Source organism: Streptomyces hygroscopicus subsp. hygroscopicus (assembly GCF_030269125.1).
GTDB classification, from domain to species: Bacteria; Actinomycetota; Actinomycetes; order Streptomycetales; family Streptomycetaceae; genus Streptomyces; species Streptomyces hygroscopicus_C.
In genome coordinates, this window is sequence record NZ_BSSM01000014.1 from 125,278 (window position 1) to 148,026 (window position 22,749).

A 22,749-nucleotide genomic window follows, 5' to 3' on the forward strand; every position below is an offset into this window, starting at 1 on the left:
GCCCGCTCAGTGCGGCCTGCCCGTCAGCAGCCCGAAGAGGTCGCCCGTGGCATCGGCCGCCAGCAGCGGCGGCAGGGTGCTCAGGGCGACGACGGCCAGCGCGGCGGACCACAGGCTCGGCGGCGGCCCGGCCCGGAGGGCGGTGATGCGGCGGGTGACGGCACGGTCGCCGAAGTACAGCGCGTGACCCGGGGCGGCCGGCCCCGCGGTGAGCGCGGCCCGTGCCAGCGCGCGGGCGGCGGTACGACGGTCGCCGACCGTGGCCGCCGCCTGCTCGTCGGCCCACCGCTCCACCAGGTAGACGACGGCCGAACGCACCGGCCACAGCAGTGGGTCGGCCGCCGCCGCGAGCGTGGCCGCCGTCACCAGGAGACCGTGCCGGTGGGCGAGATGGGCCCGCTCGTGCGCGAGCAGCACCCGCCGCTCCTCGGGGCGGAGCGCGCCGAGCATCGCCGAGGTGACCAGGATCCGGCCCGGCCGGCCGGGGATCGCGAACGCCCGCGGCACCGCCGAGGACGCGACGATCAGCTCCGTGTCCGCGGGGTACCCGGCGCACAGCCGCCGCAGCGCCCGGCGCGTGCGCCGCTCGTCGCGTACGGCCCGGTGCACCCGCACCGCGACGACCACCAGCGCCAGACACGCGGCGAGCGCGATCGACTCCGGCACCGGGGCGGTCGGCGTCCGCCCGTTCTCCCGGGCCTCGCGCACCACCGGCGGCGCGTCCCCGAGCAGCGCGGCACCGAGCAGCACCAGCGACCAGGTGGTGGCCCCGGCGGTCAGCACGGCGGCCGCGGCCAGCACCCGCGCGGCCGCCGCCGGCGCGACGTACCGGCCGGTCAGCGGGCCCGCCACGGCGAGCAGCACAGACACCACCAGCGGGCCGTACACATCGAATCTCATGCGCGAGACCTCGTGTTTCGGACGTCGTGCGCGGAACCTCGTGTGCCGAACCTCACGCGGGGACCCTGTCCGAGGGACCCCGCACATCGAACCTCATGCACCGGACCTCACGGCCCGGACCTCACGTGCCCGGTCTCATGCGCCGTACCCGGCCGAACGCGCCCTCATGGCGGCCCGTCGCCCACGAACGCGCCCTCGTGGCCCGGCCCTCATGCGTCGCCCTCCGCGAGCAGGGCGCGCAGTGCCTGCTCCTCCTCGCGGCTCAGGCCGGTCACGAACTGCTGGAGCGCGGCGATCGGGTCCGGTCCCCGGTCCAGGGCCTGGTGCATGGCCTCGGCGGTCAGTTGGGCCGCGTTCTTCGCCGGACGGTAGGCACCGCGCCGCCCGTCCGCGTCCCGCAGCACCAGCCCCTTGTCGTACAGCCGTTTGAGGATGGTGTGCACCGTGTTGTACGCGAGACCGCCACCGATCCCGGCCTGGATCTCCGCCGGGGTGAGCGCCCGGTCCGTGGCCCAGAGGGCGGCCAGCACCTCGCTCTCCAGCTCCCCGGCGCTGCGCCGTTCCGCCCTGCCCCGGGACCCTGTGCCAGCCATGGCCCAACCTTACAGCGCGTAGTGGCCGGGGCCGGTGGCCGTCCCGTCTCCCTCCTCGACCGGACACCCGGGGGAACGGGCGGGTCTGCCCGCGCTCCGAGCCGACTCTGTGATGGGGTGGGGGGTGTTTTCCGGTATGCCCCGTCCGGGGCGAAGGGGGAATGATGACCGGCAGCGCCGACGCCGCACTCGCCCGGACGCGGGCCGCACGCTTGTGGCGCCCGTCCGACGGCGGCCGGGGCCCGCGGCCCGCCGTCCCGCTCGCGGCCGTCGCCGCCGCCTTCACCGTGGCCCAACTGCTCCTGGTGCGGCCCGGGATGGGCCTCGGCTGGGACGAGGCGGTGTACGTCAGCCAGGTCGGCGCGGGCGCCCCCGCGGCCTATTTCAGCGCGCCGAGGGCCCGCGGCATCTCCCTGCTCGTCGCTCCCGTCGCCGCGTGGTCGTCCTCGACGGTCCTGCTGCGCTGCTACCTCGCCGCCCTGTCCGGCCTCGCCCTCTACCTGGCGCTGCGCACCTGGCGCGGTTTGTTCCCGCCGCGTGTCCTCACGCTCGCCGCCGCCCTCTTCGCCTCCCTGTGGGTGACCCTCTTCTACGGCCTCCAGGCCATGCCCAACTACTGGGTCGCGATGGGGGCGTTGGCGGTGGTGGGCTCGTACCTGCGTGCGGGCGCGCCGCCCGCGGACCGGGCCGCGCCGACGGGGCTCGCCGCCGGCGCCGCGCTGATGGGCTGGATGCGCCCCATGGACGCGGTGTGGGTCGTCCTGCCCCTGCTGGCGGTCGGCCTTCTGCGCCGGCACGGGAGGCGGTCGGCGGCGCTGCTCGCCGGTCTCGCGGCCGGGGTGGCCGAGTGGGTGATCGAGGCGTACGTGCGCTACGGCGGCCTGCTCCACCGGCTCGCCGAGGGCTCGGCGATCCAGGGCGGACTGGGCTGGCACCTCGCCGTCGTCGACCAGGTCCGCAGCCTCGGCGGCCGCACCCTGTGCCGGCCGTGCGCCGGCGCGCTGCCCTCCCCGCTCGTGACCGTCTGGTGGTTCGTGCTGCCCGTCCTCGCGGCGCTCGCCCTGTACTTCGCGGTCCGCGCCGGACGGACGACGGCCACGGCGCTGCCGCTCGCGTGCGCCGCGTCGGCCGCCTTCCCGTACCTGTTCCTGATCGGCTACGCGGCGCCCCGCTTCCTGCTGCCCGCCTACGCCCTGCTCGCGGTCCCCGTCGCCGCCGCGCTGCTCCGGTCGGTCGCCCTCACGCCCCGGCGCGGGCGCCCGGTGGTCGCCGCCGCGCTGTGCCTGGGACTCGTCGTCCATCTCGCCGTCCAGGTCACGGTCCTGGTGCACGTGGCGCGCGGCACCACCGCGGGACACCGCGCCTGGTCGCGTACCGCCGACACCCTGCACCGGCTGGGCGTCCGCGCCCCCTGCCTGGTGACGGGCGACGACGCCCTGCCCATCGCCTTCTACGCCGGCTGCTCCTCGGCCGCGACGTCGGGCCCCAACGCCGACACCACCGCGGACGCCATCGCGCGCACCGCCCGGCGCATCCCGGTGGCCACCCTCGTGCCGACCGGCGCGCGACCGCCCGCGTACGCCCGTGACTGGCCCTGGGTCACGGCCGAAAGCCGACGGCTGTACTACACGTTGGGGCGCCGGGCGTTTCCGGTTCGGCCGGGTCAGGTAGGAGACGGGTGATACCGCGTGTCTACGGAGGGGAAACAGATGACGGGGAACGACACCGCCGGGCTGCCGGACGCGGCGTTCTTCACGCCGGGAAGCTCGTCCTTCGCCGAGTTCCTGGCGGCGCACCGGCCCCGCCTGCTGCCCACCACGTCCCTGCTGCCCCCCGGCACGAGCGCGGGCCCCGACCGCTTCCCGCACGGCACCACGGTGCTCGCGCTCACCTACGGCGACGGCGTGCTGCTCGCCGGGGACCGCCGGGCCACCATGGGCAACCTGATCGCCCAGCGGGACCTGGAGAAGGTCCACCCCGCAGACGACCACACGGCCGTCGCCTTCGCGGGCACCGTCGGACTCGCCCTCGAAATGGTGCGGCTCTACCAGGTCGAGCTGGCCCACTTCGAGAAGATCGAGGGCATCCCGATGACCCTTCGCGCGAAGGCGACCCGCCTCGCGACGATGATCCGGCAGAACCTGGCCCAGGCCATGCAGGGCCTCGCCGTCGTGCCGCTGCTCGCCGGGTACGACGTCGGCGCGCCCACGGGCGAGGGCGGCCGCATCTTCGCCTTCGACGCGGCCGGCGGACTGTACGAGAAGCGGGAGTTCCACGCCGAGGGCTCCGGTTCGCCGTACGCCCGCGGCGCGCTCAAGAAGCTCTACCGGCCCGGCCTGACCCGCCGCGAGGCCGTCCTCGCCGCGCTGCACGCACTGTACGACGCCGCCGACGACGACTCGGCGACCGGCGGGCCCGACCTCAACCGCCGTATCTTCCCGATCGTCTCGTTCATCACGGAGGACGGCTTCGAACGGTTGCCGGAGGCCGAGACCGAGGAGTTGACCCGGGAGATGGTGCGCCGGCGCGAGGAGCGCCCGGACGGCCCGCACGTCGCGCCCTGACCCCGGCGGCGCGTCGGGCGAGCGGCGGCGAACGGCGCCGGGGGACCGCCCGGTGCCGGGGGAACCTCGAAGAGCCGCGGGTACCTCCCGAAGGACCGGCCGCTACGAGGGCCGGGGTCGGCGTTTGGTGGACGCCGGTCAGGCGGGCGCGGGCGAGGACGGGGGCGGTGACGGCTCGCAGCAGGGCGCGGGGGCGGGCCCCGGTCCGGTCGCGGGGTGTCCACCGGGGCGGCGAGGGCGAACGGCTGGAAGGTGTGGCGGTGCGGTCCGTGGCCCGTGACGGGGCGGGGCCGTGCCGGTGCACGGCTGACGGCGGATCGCAGCGGCCGCACGCCGGGGGCGGCTGCCGGGCGTCGAGCGCGCCCGGTTCGCGATGCCCGGCAGCCGCGTCGACCAGCGCGGAGCAGCGCACGGCCGGCCTGGCCAGGGGACGTCGATGTCCTCGACGACCAGCAGGAGTCGCGCGGTGCCGGACGGCGGCGGGGCCCAGGCCGGGTACGGGAAAAGGTCCCCTCAGGGGGTTTCCGCCTCGGAACGCGGGTCCGGAGCGCCGGGGCGGAGGTCGGCGGGCAGCCACCGGGCCGCCGCCGTGAGCAGCAGGCCGAGCCAGCCCACCGCGAACAGCCAGCCGCCCAGCACGTCGGTGAACCAGTGCACCCCCAGGAAGATCCGGGTCAGCCCGACTCCCGCGCCCCAGCAGGCGACGAGCAGCGTCAGCGGGCCCCGGCCGTGCGGGGCGCGCAGCCACAGGGCCGTGATCAGCAGTCCGGCGGTCAGGGCCGAGGTGGTCGTGTGGCCGGAGGGGAACGACCAGCCGGAGGCGAGCGCCTCCCAGTCCCCGCGCGGCGGGCGCGCCCGGCCGACCAGGTCCATCACGCCGTACCGCACCGCCTGCCCCAGGCCGAGGCAGAGCAGGCCCAGCAGCGCGGCGGCGCACCGCTGCCGGGTCGTGCGGCCCGCGATCAGCCCGGCCGCGACCACCAGGACGTACGGCACCGCCCCCGTTCCCGTGTCGGTCAGTCCGCGTGCCGTGGCGACCGCGACCGGCGGCCGGTGCCCGAGGGACCAGGCGAGCAGGGCGCGGTCCGGGGGGAGCGGGGTGCCGTGCCGCGATGCCACGACCAGGGCCAGCGCGGCGAAGGCCAGCCAGGCGCCGAGGCCGACGGCGGCCACCGGCGCCGCGTGCCCGCGCCGGCTCACCGTATCGACGACTGGCATGTCCAGACCCCCGGGTCCCTCGTCACGGCGTCTCCTTCGCCGCCGCGGCCCGCCGCGAGCGCAGCACCTCCGCCGCGAGCGGGATCAGCGAGACGACGACGATCAGCGCGATCACCGGCAGCAGGTACTTGTCGACGTTCGGGATCGAGGACCCCAGCGCGTACCCGCCCAGCGTGAGGCCGAGGCTCCAGACCAGGCCGCCGCTCACCTGCCACACGGTGAACGTGCGCGTCGGCACGCCGAGCGCGCCCGCCATGGGGTTCAGCACGGTGCGTACCACCGGCACGAAGCGGGCCAGCACGATCGCCTTCGCGTGGCCGTAGCGGTCCAGCAGTTCCTCCGCGCGGCGCGCGCCCTCGCGCAGCTTCGCCGAGCGGGTGCGGGCCAGCAGCGCGCCGCCCGCCTTGCGGCCGATGAGGAACCCGCACTGGGAGCCCGCCAGCGCGCCGAGCGCCGCCGCGACCAGCAGCGGGCCGAGCGAGAGGTGCAGTCCGCGCTCGGCCGAGCCCGTGCACAGCAGCCCCGCCGTGAACAGCAGCGAGTCCCCGGGCAGGAAGAACCCGATCAGCAGGCCCGTCTCCGCGAACAGCACGACGCCGACGCCGAACACGCCGAAGGCGGCGAGCAGGGAGTGGGCGTCGAGCACGTTGACCGCGAGCTGCGACGCCAGATGTGGGGGAGTGGCCACGGCCGCACGCCCTTTCCTTCGACTTGCCTCGACAACATGTGACTACACATTTGTAGACGTTCGCGCGGTGCCCCGACGAACGCGGACAGGGCATCCTTCCCGGACTTTGCCGTGCGATTACCGGTTCGTGACCGGTTGCCTACGAAGGTGTGGTCATCATGGTCGCGAAGGTAAGGCATGCCTTCGCTAAGTTTCCGGGAGGGTCGCAGGGCATGTGGGACGACGCGTTTCCGAGTTTCCTGATCGGGCTGAGGGAGGGACTCGAAGGCGGACTCATCGTCTCCATCCTGGTCGCCACCCTGGTGCGCGCCGAGGCGCGCTCCCGGCTGCCGCAGGTGTGGACGGGTGTACTGGCCGCCATCGCCGTCGCGATGAGCTTCGGCGCGGTGCTCACCTTCACCGCCGCGTCCATGCCGGAGACCGCCCAGGAGGCATTCGGCGGCACCCTCAGCGTGATCGCCGTCGCGTTCGTCACCGCCATGGTGTTCTGGATGCGCCGCTCGGCCCGCAACCTCTCCAGCGAGCTGAGGCAGAAGGTCACCGGCGCCCTCGCCATGGGCTCCGGCATGCTGATCCTCACCTCCTTCCTGGCCGTCGGCCGCGAGGGCCTGGAGACCGCCCTCTTCCTGTGGACCACCGCCCAGGCGGCCGGTGAGTCCGCGGGCCCGCTGACCGGCGCCGCCATCGGCCTGGTCCTCGCGACCGGCCTGTGCTGGGGCCTGTACCGCCGGGTCCTGAAGATCAACCTGACGAAGTTCTTCACCGCCACCGGCGTCGTCCTCATCGTCATCGCCGCCGGCGTCCTCGGCTACGGCCTGCGCGACCTCCAGGAGGGCGGCGTGCTGCCCGGCGGGACGGCCTACGCCGTCGACCTCGCCGGCAGCATCGACGCGGGCTCCTGGTACAGCACCCTGATCCAGGGCGTCTTCAACCTGATGCCCACCATGACCTGGCTCCAGGTGATCGCCTACGTCGCCTACCTCGCCGTGGTGATGACCCTCTTCGTGCGCGGCGTGCGCGCCACCACCCCCAAGCCCGAGGCAGGGCGCGCGGCGGCGGAAGGCGCCGCCACGCCGAAGCCCGCGGCCCGGCGCCGCCCGGTCTGGGTCGTCCCGGCCGCCGTGGTCGCCGTACCCGCGGTGGTCGCCGGACTCTTCGTCGCCCTCGGCCGCCCCAAGCCCGCCGGGGACCAGACCGTCGCCGTCTCCGAGACCGACTGCGGCAAGGGCTTCACCGCGCCCAAGCCCGGCCGGCAGACCTTCCGGATGCGGAACACCGGCCGTCAGGCCGCCGAGGTCTACCTCGTGGACCCGTCGACCAACGCGGTCTACGGCGAGATCGAGGGCCTCGCCCCCGGCACCACCCGCGACCTCGTCGCCACCGTCGCCGGCGGCACCTACGCCTGGCGTTGCGTCCCCGCGAGCGGCAGGGCCGTCACCTCCAAGCCGGTCACCGTCGCCGGCGGCGGCGCGGCCAGGCCGGTCGCCCCCGTCTCCGAGCAGGACCTCGCCGCGCCCCTGGCGTCGTACCGGACGTACGTCGGCAAGGGCCTGGACACCCTCGTCGCCCAGACCGGCGTCCTCCGGCGCGACATCGAGGGCGGCCACCTGGACAAGGCCCGCACCGACTGGCTCACGGCCCACCGCACCTACGCCTCCCTGGGCGCCGCCTACGGCACCTTCGAGGACTTCGACCAGAGGATCGACGGTCGCACCGACGGGCTGCCGGGCGGCGAACACGACAAGGACTTCACCGGTTTCCTGCGCCTGGAGTACGGCCTGTGGCACGGGCAGTCGGCCAAGGAACTGGCCGGGCCCGCCCGGCGGCTCAGCGCGGACGCGGCCGGGCTGCGCAAGGCGTTCCCGAGCCAGGACTTCGACCCGGGCGACCTGCCGCTGCGCGCCCACGAGATCCTGGAGAACACCCTCCAGTTCGAGCTGACCGGCGACACCGACGAGGGCAGCGGCACCAACCTCGCCACCGCCGACGCCAACCTGGCCGGCACCCGCGAACTGCTCACCGTCCTCGCGCCGCTGCTCACCCACCGCGCCCCCAAGGTGCTGCCCACCGTCGACAGCGACATCGACCGGGTGCAGAAGCTGCTGGACGCGGCCCACGACGGCACCCACTGGACCCCCGTCGAGAAGCTCTCCGCCGCCGACCGGCAGCGCCTCGACGGGGCCACCGGCCAGCTCTTGGAGGACCTCGCCCCGATCCCGGACCTGCTGGAGATCCGGAAGTCCGCCTGATGACCACCGCGCACCCGCACCCCGGAGGGAACCCGCCCATGTCCACCGCCGACACGCCGTCCTGCCCCGTCGGGCCCGCCCGCCGCTCCTTCGTGCGCGGCGCGCTGGGCGCCGGTGCCGCGGGCGCGGTCCTGGCCGGCGGCGGCTTCGCGCTCGGCGCGAGCGGCGGCACGGCCGAGGCCCGCACGAGCGGCCCGGACGGTCGTACGAGGGTGCCGTTCCACGGCGTCCACCAGGCCGGGATCACCACCCCGCCGCCTGCCGCCGCCGCGTTCGTCTCCTTCGACGTCGTCGCCGACGACCGCGACGGCGTCGCCGACCTGCTGAGAACCATCACCGAGCGGGCCCGTTTCCTCACCTCCGGCGGGGTCCCCACCGACCTCGGCGTCGGCGCGCCGCCCTCCGACAACGGCATCCTCGGCCCCGCGGTGCCCGCGGACGGCCTCACCCTCACCGTCGGCGTGGGCCCCTCCCTGTTCGACGACCGCTACGGTCTCGCCAAGGCCAGGCCCGCCCGGCTGGTACCCATGCGGACCTTTCCGAACGACAACCTGAACCCGGCCGAGTGCCACGGCGACCTCTCGCTGCAGATCTGCGCGCAGAGCAGGGACACCGTGCTGCACGCGCTGCGCGACATCGCCCGGCACACCCGCGGCGCGATGCAGGTCAAGTGGCGCGTCGACGGCTTCCAGAACGCGCCGAGGCCCACCGGCGCCCAGCGCAACCTGCTCGGCTTCAAGGACGGAATCGCCAATCCGGACGTCAACTCCGCGCGCGAGACGAACCGGCTGGTCTGGGTCGGCGACGGCCAGGGCGAGCCCGCGTGGGCCGCCGGCGGCAGCTACCAGGTCATCCGCATCATCCGGATGCTGGTCGAGTTCTGGGACCGGGTCTCGCTCACCGAGCAGGAGAAGATGTTCGGCCGCCGCAAGGACACCGGCGCCCCGCTGGACGGCGCCGAGGAGACCGACGTCCCCAACTACGCCAAGGACCCGCACGGCAACGCGATCCCGCTGGACTCCCACATCCGCCTCGCCAACCCGCGCACCGCGAAGACGGACGGCTCCCGCATCCTGCGCCGCGGCTACAACTACGACCGGGGCGTGGACAACGTCGGCAACCTCGACATGGGCCTCGTCTTCTGCTGCTACCAGCAGGACGTCAAGCGCCAGTTCGAGGCGGTGCAGACCCGGCTGATCGACGAGCCCCTGGTGGACTACATCTCCCCGACCGGCGGCGGCTACTTCTTCGCCCTGCCCGGCGTGCGGGGTGCCGAGGACTGGCTGGGCCGGGGCATGTTCTCCGCCTGACCGGACCCGCGGCCTGCGGGCCGGGCCCCGCCGCTTCGCCGCTCCCCCGCCCGGGGGAGCGGCCTTTTCCCGTTCATGGTCTTTTCCTGACCATGGGGAAGGTCTGCCGCCGCCTTTACTGCACATGAGTTGCAGGTACGACATGATGGCACCAGGCTGCGGTGTGCAGCCGTACCCGTACCAAGTGAGGAACGACCTTCCCGATGACGGCCGCCCCTGGTCCCGCTCCGTCCCTCCCCGCACAGGCCGACGCCGACTCGTCGGCCTGGCAACGCGTCCGACGCTCCATGACGCGCCAGGAGTGGATCAGGGTCGGCTCGATGGCCGCCTTCGTGCTGGCCCTGCACGTCGTCGGCTGGGGCACGCTCGTCGGCGTCATCGCGCCGCAGCACTTCAGTGTCGGCGGCGAGTCCTTCGGCATCGGCATCGGTGTAACCGCCTACACCCTGGGCATGCGGCACGCCTTCGACGCCGACCACATCGCGGCCATCGACAACACCACCCGCAAGCTCATGGGCTCGGGGCAGCGCCCGCTGTCCGTCGGCTTCTGGTTCTCCCTCGGCCACTCCAGCATCGTCTTCGGCCTCGCCCTGCTTCTGTCCCTGGGCATGAAGACGCTGGCCGGACCGGTCCGGGACGACCACTCGCACCTCCACCAGGTCACCAGCCTCGTCGGTACGACCGTCTCCGGCGCCTTCCTCTACCTCATCGCCGGGATCAACCTCGTCATCCTCGCCGGCATCTGGAAGGTGTTCCGCGGGATGCGCACCGGCCACTACGACGAGGCCGCCCTGGAGGCCCACCTCGACAACCGGGGCTTCATGAACCGCCTGCTGGGCCGGGTCACCGGCGCGGTCGGCAAGCCCTGGCAGATGTACCCGCTGGGGCTGCTGTTCGGGCTCGGCTTCGACACGGCGACCGAGATCGCCCTCCTCGTCCTCGCGGGCTCCGGCGCCGCCTCCGGACTGCCCTGGTACGCCATCCTCACCCTGCCGGTGCTGTTCGCGGCCGGCATGTCGCTGCTGGACACCATCGACGGCTCGTTCATGAACTTCGCCTACGGCTGGGCGTTCTCCAAGCCGGTGCGCAAGGTCTACTACAACCTCACCATCACCGGTCTGTCCGTCGCCGTGGCCCTGATCATCGGCTCCGTCGAACTCCTCGGCCTGCTCGCCGACAGGATGGACCTGCACGGCTTCTTCTGGGACTGGGTCGCGGGGCTCGACCTCAACACGGTCGGCTTCGTCATCGTCGGCCTGTTCTTCGCCACCTGGGCGCTCGCGCTGCTGGTGTGGAAGGCGGGCCGCATCGAGGAGAAGTGGACCGCGGGCCTGGCCGAGCGGTCCGCCGACTGAAGCCGGTCGCGCCGGCGCGGGCGCGGCGGGCGCGCCGACCGGATCCGGCTCGGCGGGGTTGACGTCCCGGCTGCGGGAAACGCGGACCGGGACCGCCGCGCGAGCACGGAAGGAGGCGACGATGAGCGAAGCGCAGACTCCCATGGGGGACGACGCCTACCAGCCCACCGGGACCAACGAGGAGCAGGCGGACGCCGCGCCCCTCGACCCCGAGGACGCGGTCGGCGAACGCTCCTACGACGACATGCTCGACGAGGGCTACTCCCCGCCCGAACGCCCCCTCGGCGTCACCAGACACGGCACCACCGCCGCCGAGCAGCGCGAGGGCGAGACCCTCGACGAGCGACTCCGGCAGGAGGTCCCGGAGACGGGCGGACCGGTCGGCGACGACATCGGCGACCTGCCCGGTGGCGAGGGCGAGCCCCTCGACCCCGAGGCGGGCGACGTGCGGGCGGGCCGGCTGGTGGCCCCGGACGAGGGCGCGCACGCCGACACCACCAAGGAGGAGGTCGCCGAGGACGTGGGCATCGACGGCGGAGCGGCGGGCGCGGAGGAGGCCGCGGTGCATGTCGTACCGGACGAGCCCGACTGACCGGCCGGCGGTGGACCGACCTGCCCAAGGGTGTGCGGAACCACGCGACCGGCCACCGACGAGCGGCGGCCCACGACGCGCGGCGACCCCCTGAACGGCACACGGGCACCGGCCGGGCTTCGCTCGCCGCCCGGCCGGTGCCCGTCGGAAAAACCTATGGCAGAAGCTTCTCGATCGCCGACGGACCCTCCGTCTCCAGCTTGCGGCGCGCCCAGTCGAGCGTCTTCGGGGTGACGTCCCTGCCGGCCGCCATGACCAGGTCCTCCGGGGTGACGTCCCGCTGGGGAGCCGAGTGGAGCAGGGAGTCCGGGGTGCGGTGGTCGTCGGGCGACCTGGACCCTCCACTTGCGGATGTCGACATGTTGCCTCCTCCTCGGTCCGGATGAGCGCATCCGTGCCGGTGCCGCCGAACGGCGCACACTCTCACCATTGCCCGCCGCGGCGCACCCTGCATCCGGAAGGCGCCGCGGCGACGGGTGCCGTTCGCCTGCCCGCACCACGGCGTCGTACTCGCTCCTAGGCTGGAGACATCGCGGACCACGTCGCGCACCCGCACCGGGAGGCCGCCGATGAGCCAGACGCCGTTCCCCGCGGACACCTCCGCGAGCCCCCGCTACCTGCCGATCGCCGAGCACGGGCTGATCGGCGACCTGCGCAGTGTCGCCCTGGTGGGCAGCAACGGCACCATCGACTGGTACTGCTCGCCGTCCTTCGACTCGCCCAGCGTCTTCGCGGCCATCCTGGACGCCGAGCGCGGCGGCTGCTTCGAACTGGCCGCCGCCGTCCCGGCCCGCACCAAGCAGTTCTACTTCCCCGACACCAACGTGCTGATCACCCGTTTCTTCACCGAGGAGGGGGTCGGCGAGGTGCAGGACTTCATGCCCGTCACCGCCGGTCCCGGGCAGCCCTGCGAGACGGTGCGGCACCGGCTGATCCGGCGGGTGGTGTGCGTGCGCGGCCGGGTGCCCTTCCGCGCCCTCGTCGCCCCGCGCTTCGACTACGGCGCCGCCCCGCACAGCGTCCGCGAGACGGACGGAATACTGCTGTTCGAGTCGCCGGACCTGGCGCTCGCCCTGACCGCCACCGTCGCCATGGAGTGCGACGGCCGCGACGCGCGCGCGGAGTTCAAGCTCGGCGAGGGCGAGACGGCGGTGTTCGCCCTCGACCAGGCCGGCGCGGCGATCGCCCCGCGCGGCTGCGCCCACGCGGAGGCCGAGCACGAGTTCAACGCGACCGTCGCCTACTGGCGGCGCTGGCTGCACCAGTCCCGCTACCGGGGCCGCTGGCGCGAGATGGTGCACCGCTCCGCCCTCACCCTCAAGCTGCTCACCTACGCCCCGACCGGCGCCATCGTCGCCGCCCCCACCACCAGCCTGCCCGAGCAGCTCGGCGGCGAGCGCAACTGGGACTACCGGTACGTGTGGGTGCGCGACGCCGCCTTCGCCGTCTACGCGCTGCTGCGGCTCGGCTTCAGCGGCGAGGCCGAGGCGTTCATGCGCTTCCTGACCACCAGCATCAGCCCCGGCGACGGCGCCGCCTCCGGCCCGTTGCAGATCATGTACGGCATCGACGGGCGCACCGATCTGCCCGAACGCGAGCTGCCCCATCTGGAGGGCCACCAGGGCTCGGCCCCGGTCCGGGTCGGCAACGCCGCCGCCGACCAGCTCCAGCTCGACATCTACGGCGCCCTGATCGACTCCGTCTACCTCTACGACAAATGGGCCCAGCCCATCTCCAGCGGGCAGTGGGACGACGTGACCCAGCTGGTCGAATGGGTCTGCCGGAACTGGGACCAGCCGGACGAGGGCGTGTGGGAGACCCGCGGCGGCCGCAAGAACTTCCTGTACTCGCGGCTGATGTGCTGGGTCGCCGTGGAGCGCGCCATCCGGCTCGCCAACCGGCGCGGGCTGCCCGCCGAACTGCTCCGCTGGCGCCAGACCCGGGACGCCATCTACCGGCGGATCATGGACCGCGGCTGGTCGAAGCGGCGGAACGCCTTCGTGCAGCACGAGGACGGCGACGTGCTGGACGCCTCCGTGCTGATGATGCCGCTCGCCAAGTTCATCGCCCCCACCGATCCCAAGTGGCTGGCCACCCTGGACGCCCTCACCGAGGAACTCGTCTCCGACTCGCTGGTCTACCGCTACGACCCCCTGGTCAGCCCCGACGGGCTGCGCGGCGACGAGGGCACCTTCTCCATCTGCTCCTTCTGGTACGTCGAGGCACTGGTGCGGGCGGGCCGGCTCGACGAGGCCCGGCTGGCCTTCGAGAAGATGCTCACCTACGCCAACCATCTCGGCCTGTACGCCGAGGAGATCGGCCGCACCGGCGAGCAACAGGGCAACTTCCCGCAGGCGTTCACCCACCTCTCGCTGATCAGCGCCGCCTTCAACCTCGACCGCGCCCTCGGCTGACCCGACGGCCCGTGTGTCCGCAGGTGGCCCGGGTACCCGGGCCGCGAAAGGCGACAGACGGGGTCGACAGAAGGAGGAGACCCGCATGACCAGCACCAGCGAGACCGGCCACCTCACCGGCACGCGGGACAAGGACTACAACCTGATCTGGTACGTCGAGTCGTGTCTGAACAACGCCCTGCGCCTGGAGACCTACATCCAGGACGCCGAGCGCGACGGCGACAACGAGACCGCGGAACTGTTCCGCAAGGCACAGGCCGACAGCCGCAAGGGCGCCGAACTGGGCAAGCAGCTGCTGCGCTCGCGCCTCGGCGGCTGACCGCACCACCGGAGACCGGGACGGGCCGGCGGGCCCGTCCCGGCTTCACGGTGCCGCGGTGGGGACGCGGCCGGCGTGGCGAAGTCGCCGCCGCGCGGGCCCCGTTGACGACGAGCGAGATCTCGTACCGGCGGCGCGGCCCAACGACGGGTGGCGGTGTGGTCGAAGCCGGTGACTTGGGTGAGGGCGCCTCGGGGAACAGGAGAGTGGCGGTGATACCGGGTGACGGGCGTGGCGCCCGGCGGCGCGGGTGACGTCGCCGCGCCCGGCCACGGCGAGCAGCCGGGCCGAGTGCCCGGTGCCCGGCTTCGGCGAGCCTCGCGGACGGCGGGGATCGCCGGAGCCCCCCACCGCCGCCTGGCACGCGAGACGGACGGCACGGTCTACGGCAGCGGCTGCTCCGCCCAGATGATCTTGCCGTTCGGCGTGTAGCGGGTGCCCCAGCGATCCGAGACCTGGGCGACCAGGAACAGGCCCCGTCCGCCCTCGTCGGTGCTCGCCGCGTAGCGCAGGTGCGGGGAGGTCGTGCTGCGGTCGGAGACCTCGCAGATCAGGGTGCGGTCGCGCAGCAGCCGTACCCCGATCGGGGGCCGCCCGTAGCGGATGGCGTTGGTGACCAGCTCGCTGAGGATCAGCTCGGTCGCGAACGCCAGCTCCTGAAGGCCCCACTCGTCCAGCGTGCGGGTGACCGCCGAGCGCACCTCGGAGACCGCCGCCGGGTCCGACGGCACCCCCCACTCGGCCACCTGGTCCGGACCCAGCACCCGCGTCCGGGCCACGATCAGCGCCACGTCGTCGCTCGGCCGGGCCGGCAACCGCTCCAGCACCGTGCGGCAGGTCGCCTCCGGTGAGGTGTCCGGCGCCCGGCGCAGGGCGTCACCCAGCAGCTCCAGGCCCACGTCGATGTCCCGGTCCCGGTCCTCGATCAGACCGTCCGTGTACAGCACCAGCCTGCTGCCCTCGGCCAGCTCCAGGTCGACCGTCTCGAACGGCAGCCCGCCCAGACCCAGCGGCGGCCCGGCCGGCATCTCCGGGAACTCCACGCTCCCGTCCGGGCGCACCAGCGCGGGCGGCGGGTGCCCCGCGCGGGCCATCGTGCACCGCCGGGCCACCGGGTCGTACACCGCGTACAGACAGGTCGCGCCGGTCACCGCGGCACCCTCTTCCGGGCTCTCGTCCTGGTCGATCCGGCCGACCAGCTCGTCCAGCAGACCGAGGAGCTCGTCGGGCGGCAGATCCAGCGCGGAGAAGTTGTGCACGGCCGTGCGCAGCCGCCCCATGGTCGCCGCCGCGTGCAGCCCGTGCCCCACCACGTCGCCCACCACCAGCGCCACCCGGGCCCCCGACAGCGGCAGCACGTCGAACCAGTCGCCGCCCACCCCGGACTGCGCGGGCAGGTACCGGTAGGCGATCTCCAGCGCGCCCTGCTCGGGCAGCGTCCGCGGCAGCAGGCTGCGCTGCAACGTCACCGCCATGCTGTGCTCGCGCGTGTACCGGCGGGCGTTGTCGATGGACACCGCCGCCCGCGCCACCAGCTCCTCGGCGAGCGCCAGCTCCTCGGTGTCGAAGGGCTGCGGCTTCTCCGAACGCCAGAAGTGCGCGAGCCCCAGCACCAGGCTGCCCGCCCGCAGCGGCACGGTGATCAGCGAGTGGATGCCGAACTCCAGCACCTTGTCCGTGCGCTCCGGCTCCTGCTCCCGCCAGCCCGGCGCGTCGCGCAGCCGGGGCACCACCACCGACTGCCCGCTCGTGAGGCTGCGTGCCTGCGGCGAGGGCGGCACCAACCGGATCCGGTGGTCCAGCGGATACAGCGGGGACTCGTCGCGGACGCCCACGCAGGCCACCCGGCGCAGCGCGTTCCCGGGCCGCGGCTCCTCCCCGTTCAGCACCGACTCGAACAGGTCGACGGTCGCGAAGTCCGCGAACCGGGGCACCGCCAGCTCCGCCAGCTCCTCGGCGGTACGGGTCACGTCCAGGCTGGTGCCGATGCCCACCCCGGCGTCGTACAGCATGTTCAGGCGCTCCCGGGCGACCTCCGCCCGCCCCGACACCGCGCGCAGCTCGGTGGAGTCGCGCAGGGTGGTGACGCTGCCCGCCGGGCCGCCGCGCAGCTCGGTGGGCCGCTGGTTGATCGCCAGCAGGCGGTCCTTGACCAGGTGCACCTCGTCGGTCGCCACCCGTCCGGAGGCCAGCAGCCGCGCCGTCTCGTCGTCCAGGCCCAGCTCCAGCACGTGCTGCCGCTCGGCGCCCTTGGGCAGGCCGAGCAGGCGCTGCGCCTCGTCGTTGGCGAGCAGCAGCCGGCCGTCGCGGCCGACGATCAGCACACCCTCGCGGACCGCGTGCAACACCGCGTCGTGGTGCTCGTACATCCGGGTCATCTCGTACGGCCCGAGGCCGTGCGTCTGGCGGAGCAGCCGTCTGCTGACCAGCGCGGTTCCCGCGGTGGCCAGGGCGAGCGCCGCGGCGGCCGCGGCGAGCAGCAACGGCAGCTGCTGGTCGGCGGCCCCGCCCACGTGCGCGGTGGTGATGCCGGCCGACACCAGCCCCACGACGGTGCCGCTCGCGTCCTTGACCGGCACCACGCTCTGCACCAGCGGGCCCAGCGTGCCGTTGATCTTCTCCACGACGGTGCCGCCGTCCACGGCCGGTCCGATGGTGCCGACGAACTTCTTGCCGATGCGGTCGGGAAGGGGGTGCGTGTAGCGGATGCCCCGCGTGTCCATCACCACGACGAAGTCCACGCCGGCCGCCTTGCGGGCGGCCTCGGCCTTCGGCTGGAGGATCGCCGTCGGGTCCGGGGCGCGCAGCGCGGCGGCCGTGCCGGGCGCGTTGGCGAACGTCTGCGCCACCGCGAGCGAGCGGTTGCGGGCCTCGGTCTCGCTGTCGTGGCGCACCTGGAGCACCTGGGCCACCACGGCCGAGACCACCAGCAGCAGCACGATCACGACCTGGAGCACGAACACCTGACCGGCGACGCTGCGGCCGGTCACCGCCGCCCACAGCATCCCCGGCCGGTCGCCGGGCGCGCCGGGGCCGTCCGGCGGCGGGGCCAGTGGTGCGCGCGGTTGCCCGAAAGGTCGGGGCGGCCGGGACACGGGCCGGCCGGGCAGTCGCACCATGTGCCCATGTCTACACTGCCCGCCGCCATGAGGCGAGGGCGTCGCACCGGGGGTCCGGCGTCGGGACAGGTGGAAGGGGGTCATGAGGGACGACCGGGGGAGGAGCGGTGGGTTCCGCCCGGGTGTGCCCGCGGGTCGTACGCGGCCGGTCGCGCGGGTCCCCGCGGCACTTCGGCGCGCGGGGTCCCCTCCCGGCGGGCCGCGAGGAGCAGCGCCACGTCGTCCGGGCGGGCGCCCGCGTGGCGCGCGGCGGCGGTGAGGCGGTCGGCGACTCCGGCCAGGGTGAGGCCGTCGCGCCGGCCGGCCGCCGCACCCGCCCGGTCCAGGGCCCGGCGCAGGTCCGCGATGCCCTCGTCGATGTCGGCGCCCGCCCGCTCCACCAGGCCGTCCGTGTACAGCGCGAGGATCGCGTCCGGCTCCAGGAGCAGCTCGGTCACCGGGTACCGCGCATGCGGATCCACCCCGAGAACGACACCGCCGGGGATGTCCAGCGTCCTGGTACGGCCGCCGGGCGAGAGCAGCAGCGGGGGCAGATGCCCCGCACGGGCGATCTGGGCCCGTCCGGTGGCCGGGTCCAGGCGCAGGTAGCAGCAGCTGGCGAACTGGCCCGGATCGAGGCCGATCAGCAGATGATTGGTCCCGCTGAGCACCTCGTCCGGCGGCCGGTCGCCCAGCGCGAACGCCCGTACGGCGCTGCGCAGCTGACCCATGGTCGCCGCCGCCTGCACCCCGTGCCCCTGCACATCGCCGATGACGAGCGCCAGCCCGTCCCCGGACTCCACCACGTCGTACCAGTCGCCGCCCACGTCCAGGCCCTCGGTGCCCGGCAGATAGCGGCCCGCGGTCTCCACCCCGGGGTGCGCCGACAGCCGTCCCGGCAGCAGCGCCTGCTGGAGCCCCCGGGCGAGGGCCGCCTCGCTGTCGTAGCGCCGCGCTCGCTCCATCGCGTGCGCGATCAGCCCGGCGAGCGAGGTGAGCACCGTACGCTCCTCCGTGCTGAAGCGGCGCGGGCGGTCGAAGCCGAGGATGCAGGAGCCGACCATCCGGCCGGAGGCGATCAGCGGGAGGAACGCGCGGGAGCCCTCCTCGGCGTCCAGCGGCATCCCCGGATAGGTCTCCGCCAGCTGACGCATCGACTCGAAGAACAGCGGACGGCCCGTCGCCAGGGTCTCCACGTCCGGGATCCGCGCGTCGAGCCCCACACCGTCGAACCGCTCCAGGAAGCCCGGCGGGAAACCGGTCTCCCACGCCAGGTGGAGACGCCGTTCCTGAAGCAGGTGGATCGCCAGCCGGCGGCCGCCGAACGCGGGCAGCAGCTCCTGCATCACCACCGCCGACACCTGCTGGGCCGTCACCGCGTCCGTCAGCGCGATGGCCAGCGCGACCGGCCGGTACACCCCCGCCATCGAGGGGTCGCCCGCCACCGCCTCCGCCGGCGGGCGCGGGCCGGCCGGCGCTCCCGCCGGCGGCTCCGCGCCGGCCCGCGCTTCCGCCGGCGGGTGCGGGGCGGCCGGTGCCTCCATGCGGCTGGCCGGGACGAGCGTGCAGGTCAGCAGGTCGTCGCCGGGATGCACCGACACCGCGAACCCGTCGTACCCGCCGTGCCCGCCCGGCCGGCGCACATGGAAGTGCACCGGATCCGGCGACAGCAGGGCACCCCGCAGATGATCGTCGTACGGCGGACCGGTCAGCCACGGCATCGCGTCCCACAGGGACCGGCCGAGCAGCCGCTTTCGCGGGTGTCCGGCGAACCGCGCCGCGGCCGCGTTGGCGTACACGATCGTCCCGAGCCGGTCCAGGGAGAACACACCCTGCGGCAGTTGGTCGGCGGCGCCGTCCGCGAGGGCGGCCGTGCCGGGGTCGACCACCACGCCGCCGACCTTCGGCACCGCACGGCCGTCCTCCGCCGCCCACAGGTCCAGCAGCCGCGGCGCGCCGTCGCCCGCCCGCAGGCTCAGCGGCGCGCCGGGCGGCCTCCCGGCCGCGGTGTCGCGCAGCGCGGACAGCACCCGGTACGACTCCGACGGGGCGAGGGCCTCGGCGAGCGCCGTGTCGGTGCCCGCGAACCCGCCCGCCGGCAGGCCGAGAAGCGTGTGCAGCCGGTCGTCGGCGCGGACCACGCCGTCCCCCGGATCCCAGGTGAAGCGTCCGATCGTGGCCCCCGGGAGCCGACGGGCGGGTGGCCGCACGCACTGTGGCTCCGCGTCCCACGCGATCGCGCCGGGGTCGCCCTCGGCGAGCGCGAGCAACTCGGTGCCCAGCCCCTCGGCCAGCCTCGTCAGCAGCTCCGGGTCGAGCGGATCGTCCGCGGAGCCGTCCACCGCGGCCCGCAGCACGGTCAGCACCCCGAGGGGCTCGCTGCCGCCCGGCACCGGCAGGTGCACCGACCCGAACGGGAACGGCAGCCCCGCCGCGAACTGCGGATACCGGCGCACCGTCTCCGTCGCGTTCGGCAGCACGACGGGCACCCCGAGCCGGTAGGCGTCGGAGACGGGGAGGGGCCCGTCCGCGTTCACGCGCCACCAGGGGCGGAAGAGCGCACCGGGGAGCCCGGCGAGGACGGCCAGGCGGAGGGAGGTGGCCGGGGCGGCTTCGGCGGGGCCCGGGGGGCCGGCGGGTGCGGTGGCGCCGGGGCGTGCCGGGGCCGGTGCGGGTGCGGGGCTCGCGTGTCGCGGGGGGCCGGCGGGTGCGCGGACGTCCGCGCCGGTGTGCGGGGGGTCGTCCCCCCGCCCGGGTGGGGGCGCGGGGGCCCGTCCGTCGGTGTGTGCGGCGGGGCCCGCACCCGTCCAGGCGTCGGCGCCGGCCGGGAACGCGGTTCCCCCCGGGCGCCCCGCGCCCGGGGAACCGGTGCGTCCCGGCGCGTCCGCGTCCTCGGGGAACCGGGCGTGGCCTCGGGGCTCCGCGTCGTCCCGGCGCCTGGCGTGAGTTCGTGGCTCGGCGGGTCCGAGGCGCTCCGTGTCGTACCCCGGGGCCCCGGCGCGTTCCGGAAGCCCGCCGGGCCCCCCGGGCTCCGTGGGCCCGGTACCGCCCTCGCGCAGGTACACACCCGCCACCCTCCCGCCCGCCGCGCGGAGCGCCGCGGTGGAGGTGTCCGCCAGCAGCGCGGCCAGTCGGGCCCTGGTCCGGGCCGCCCGCTCCCCGCTCCGCGCCATCGGCCCTACCCCGTCCTGTACGCCTCCGGGTGGATCACACAGCAAGAATGCGCCAGGGGGAGCAGAGGGCGCACCCCGGCGGCGAAGGGACGGCCAGGGCTCACACCAGTGCCCCACCCGGGTGGCGGCGAGGGTGCGCGGCTCCTAGTAATGGACTGCGTACTGCGCGTGCCGCGGTCGGGGGCGTCAGGTGCGGCCGCACTCCTGCACTGGAGCCGAGATGACCACCCGCTCTTCGTCCACCTGTCCCGACGACTCCCTCATACGCCCGGCGCCGGTCACGGTCGGTGTCCGCGTGCCGCCGGTCCGGGTCCTGACGCGGTCCGCGCCGCCGGCCGGGTCCCGCGCGCAGAAGCCGCCCGGGGCCGGGCGCCAGGAGGACCGCCGGTACGACGATCCCCTGCTCGACCTGGTCCGTACGGCGGTCACCACCCGCCCGCTGGAAGACGTCGTCCGGCTCGTCACCCTGCTGGAAGGCTCCCCGGAACACGCCCGGACGTCGGCCGAGGCGTTGCGCGTGGCGGGGCTCGACCGTTCCGTGGAGGACGTCACCCGGCTGGCGGCCCTGCTCACCCGGCCCCCGCGGGACTCCGCCGGCGCCGACGCCGTGCTCCGTGCCGCCGCCGGGCAACGCCCCCTCGCGGACGTCGGCCGGCTGTTGCGGCTGCTGCACCGCGCCCCCCTGGAACCCCACTGCGCGCGGACCGCCGTACAGGCGGTGGCGAGCGGCCGGCCCGTCGAGGAAGTGGCCGAACTGATCGGCCGGTTGGCCGCGGAACAGCCGGGGTGCGAGCCGCCGCCGGCGAGCGCGGCGACGGCTCCCCGACCGACCGACCGGCCGGAGCCCGCCGACCGCAGCCACCCCCAGCCGCCCCGGACACCACCATGCCGGCCCCCCCGGCTCAAGCTCCTCCGGCTCGCGCCCACGGCCCGTGCGGAACTCGGCGCCGTGCCCGCCCCGGACCCCGGTCTCCGTTCCCCGGCCGAGAGCGGCGTGCGCGCAGCCGCCGTCCTGGTCTTCCTCTGCGGAGCCGCCCACGCGCCCCGCTACTGGGCCGGTCTGTCCCACGGACTCCTCGGCGCCACCCTCGTCGTCTCCGCGCTGTGCATGCTCCTGGGCCTCGCCCTGCCCGCGCGGTCGCCGCACGCCAGGCTCGGCGCGGCGGCGGCGGCCCTCGCGGTCACCGCGGGGCTCGGCGCGGGCCAACTCCTCGGCGGGCGGTTCGGGCTGCCGGACCCGGCACGGCTGTGGGCGGGGACGCTCGCACCGCCCTGGCTGGCCGGTACCGCGGCGGCGGTGGCCGCGCTCGCGGCCCTCGCGGTGGTACCGGCCGTCCTGCTGGGCGCCAAGTCCACCGGTGACCAGGGGAGTTGAATCAGCGCCCCGGCCCCGTCGACGCCCACGTGCGGCAGCACCGGGCGCCCGCCCACACGGGCGGCCACCATCGCGAAGGAGAGGCCGTCCGCCACCGGACACGGCACCACGTCCTCCGGGCGCGCCCCGGGCCGTCCCCCGCCGCACCACCGCCGCGAGCAACGCGGCCGCGTCGGAGCGGCGGCCCCGGCCCCGGCGGCGCGTACGCGGGCGGCGAGGTGCTCGGGGACCCGGTCAGGGACCCGGTCCTCCTCCCACCCGCCCGTCGTCCAGGTGACGGCGAACGTCGGCGTCGCCGGGGTGCGCGCGGTGGCCGCCACCGCGTTCCGGCGCGGTGCCGGGCGGACCGTGTTCGCCGGCACGCGGGAGGAGGTCCCGGAGCTGAAGGCCCGACGGCCCTTCCAGGACGGGTGCCGGTGCCGGGCCTCGGCCTCGCCCGCGCGGCTGCGCTCCCTCCGCCCCTGTTCCCCCGCAGCACCCGCGCGGTCGCCCCGGCCGGAATCCGCGGTGGCGGGGCGTCGGAGGCACGGCTGGAGACGGGCCGCACCGCACCGTGGCGCGGCACGCGCGGCGGGCCGGGCGGCCGTCGGGGCCTCAGGGCAGCCGGGGATCCCCGGGGGCCGCCGGCCTGGCGGCGCGCAGGCTGCGCAGGGCGAGGAGCAGGACGCCGATGTCGTCCAGGTAGACGGGATCGGGCAGCAGGTCGGTGGGGAGCAGCAGATACGCCACCGCGCCCCAGAACACCCAGCGCGGTCCCGTCGGCAGCCCGGCGCGCAGCAGCGCGCGCCGGGTCCGCACCAGGCGTACGAGCACCGCGACGGCACCGGCGAGCAGGCCCGCGGCGACGACGGCGGCCACGATCAGCAGCAGGGTGGTGGAATCCATCGGGGCTCCTCGGGCG

At 75.0% G+C, this 22,749-nt stretch carries 17 protein-coding genes; 9 read left to right on the forward strand and 8 right to left on the reverse strand.

The features are described from left to right. Window positions 1-6: 6 nt before the first annotated feature. Together QSK45_RS27905 and QSK45_RS27910 are read right to left on the reverse strand one after the other, a co-directional pair. A complete protein-coding gene (locus tag QSK45_RS27905) occupies window positions 7-900 on the reverse strand; it encodes a M48 family metalloprotease (protein WP_285561655.1) in 894 nt (297 codons plus the stop codon). 209 nt (window positions 901-1,109) lie between these two features. After that, a complete protein-coding gene (locus QSK45_RS27910; protein ID WP_285561656.1) occupies window positions 1,110-1,493 on the reverse strand; it encodes a BlaI/MecI/CopY family transcriptional regulator in 384 nt (127 codons plus the stop codon). 164 nt (window positions 1,494-1,657) lie between these two features. Between QSK45_RS27910 and QSK45_RS27915 the strand changes: the two genes are divergently transcribed. Then, on the forward strand, window positions 1,658-3,175 hold the full coding sequence (locus QSK45_RS27915; RefSeq protein ID WP_285561657.1) for a hypothetical protein: 1,518 nt from the start codon (window positions 1,658-1,660) through the stop codon (window positions 3,173-3,175). A gap of 27 nt (window positions 3,176-3,202) precedes the next feature. Continuing rightward, window positions 3,203-4,057: a proteasome subunit beta gene (prcB, locus tag QSK45_RS27920; protein WP_285561658.1), complete on the forward strand. Its 855-nt coding sequence runs from the start codon at window positions 3,203-3,205 to the stop codon at window positions 4,055-4,057. A gap of 513 nt (window positions 4,058-4,570) precedes the next feature. Here the strand turns inward: prcB and QSK45_RS27925 are convergent. Both QSK45_RS27925 and QSK45_RS27930 read right to left on the reverse strand, forming a co-directional pair. Continuing rightward, the gene (locus tag QSK45_RS27925) at window positions 4,571-5,275 is read right to left on the reverse strand and encodes a phosphatase PAP2 family protein (RefSeq protein ID WP_285561659.1); all 705 of its coding nucleotides are present in this window, start codon (window positions 5,273-5,275) and stop codon (window positions 4,571-4,573) included. Between the two features lie 22 nt (window positions 5,276-5,297). Beyond that, a complete protein-coding gene (locus tag QSK45_RS27930; RefSeq protein ID WP_285561660.1) occupies window positions 5,298-5,963 on the reverse strand; it encodes a DedA family protein in 666 nt (221 codons plus the stop codon). 212 nt (window positions 5,964-6,175) lie between these two features. On the opposite strand from QSK45_RS27930, the gene efeU reads away from it, so the two are divergent. The 4 genes from efeU to QSK45_RS27950 all read left to right on the forward strand — a co-directional run bounded on the left by efeU (window position 6,176) and on the right by QSK45_RS27950 (window position 11,469). Continuing rightward, window positions 6,176-8,212 carry an iron uptake transporter permease EfeU gene (gene efeU / locus QSK45_RS27935; RefSeq protein WP_285561661.1) on the forward strand — a complete coding sequence of 679 codons (2,037 nt, stop codon included), beginning with the start codon at window positions 6,176-6,178 and terminating at the stop codon, window positions 8,210-8,212. 38 nt (window positions 8,213-8,250) lie between these two features. Beyond that, window positions 8,251-9,522 carry an iron uptake transporter deferrochelatase/peroxidase subunit gene (gene efeB, locus QSK45_RS27940; protein ID WP_285561662.1) on the forward strand — a complete coding sequence of 424 codons (1,272 nt, stop codon included), beginning with the start codon at window positions 8,251-8,253 and terminating at the stop codon, window positions 9,520-9,522. 203 nt (window positions 9,523-9,725) lie between these two features. Next, window positions 9,726-10,877, forward strand: a complete 1,152-nt coding sequence (gene nicT, locus QSK45_RS27945) for a Nickel transporter NicT (protein ID WP_285561663.1) — start codon at window positions 9,726-9,728, stop codon at window positions 10,875-10,877. A gap of 121 nt (window positions 10,878-10,998) precedes the next feature. Further along, window positions 10,999-11,469 carry a DUF5709 domain-containing protein gene (locus tag QSK45_RS27950; protein WP_285561664.1) on the forward strand — a complete coding sequence of 157 codons (471 nt, stop codon included), beginning with the start codon at window positions 10,999-11,001 and terminating at the stop codon, window positions 11,467-11,469. Between the two features lie 154 nt (window positions 11,470-11,623). Here QSK45_RS27950 and QSK45_RS27955 read toward each other — a convergent pair whose 3' ends face one another. Then, window positions 11,624-11,830, reverse strand: coding sequence for a hypothetical protein (locus tag QSK45_RS27955; RefSeq protein ID WP_285561665.1), 207 nt, complete (start codon window positions 11,828-11,830; stop codon window positions 11,624-11,626). 208 nt (window positions 11,831-12,038) lie between these two features. Between QSK45_RS27955 and QSK45_RS27960 the strand changes: the two genes are divergently transcribed. Then, complete coding sequence (locus tag QSK45_RS27960; RefSeq protein WP_285561666.1) at window positions 12,039-13,883, forward strand: glycoside hydrolase family 15 protein; 1,845 nt, start codon at window positions 12,039-12,041, stop codon at window positions 13,881-13,883. 85 nt (window positions 13,884-13,968) lie between these two features. Then, window positions 13,969-14,202, forward strand: coding sequence for a hypothetical protein (locus tag QSK45_RS27965; RefSeq protein ID WP_285561667.1), 234 nt, complete (start codon window positions 13,969-13,971; stop codon window positions 14,200-14,202). A 383-nt stretch (window positions 14,203-14,585) separates the two neighbouring features. Here QSK45_RS27965 and QSK45_RS27970 read toward each other — a convergent pair whose 3' ends face one another. Further along, window positions 14,586-17,207, reverse strand: coding sequence for a SpoIIE family protein phosphatase (locus QSK45_RS27970; protein ID WP_285561730.1), 2,622 nt, complete (start codon window positions 17,205-17,207; stop codon window positions 14,586-14,588). Between the two features lie 194 nt (window positions 17,208-17,401). Continuing rightward, the gene (locus tag QSK45_RS27975) at window positions 17,402-19,837 is read right to left on the reverse strand and encodes a SpoIIE family protein phosphatase (protein ID WP_490993625.1); all 2,436 of its coding nucleotides are present in this window, start codon (window positions 19,835-19,837) and stop codon (window positions 17,402-17,404) included. A gap of 856 nt (window positions 19,838-20,693) precedes the next feature. On the opposite strand from QSK45_RS27975, the gene QSK45_RS27980 reads away from it, so the two are divergent. Continuing rightward, complete coding sequence (locus QSK45_RS27980; RefSeq protein WP_285561668.1) at window positions 20,694-21,848, forward strand: hypothetical protein; 1,155 nt, start codon at window positions 20,694-20,696, stop codon at window positions 21,846-21,848. A gap of 594 nt (window positions 21,849-22,442) precedes the next feature. On the opposite strand, the gene QSK45_RS27985 is transcribed toward QSK45_RS27980, so the two are convergent. Continuing rightward, the gene (locus QSK45_RS27985; protein WP_285561669.1) at window positions 22,443-22,733 is read right to left on the reverse strand and encodes a DUF1232 domain-containing protein; all 291 of its coding nucleotides are present in this window, start codon (window positions 22,731-22,733) and stop codon (window positions 22,443-22,445) included. Window positions 22,734-22,749 lie beyond the last annotated feature (16 nt).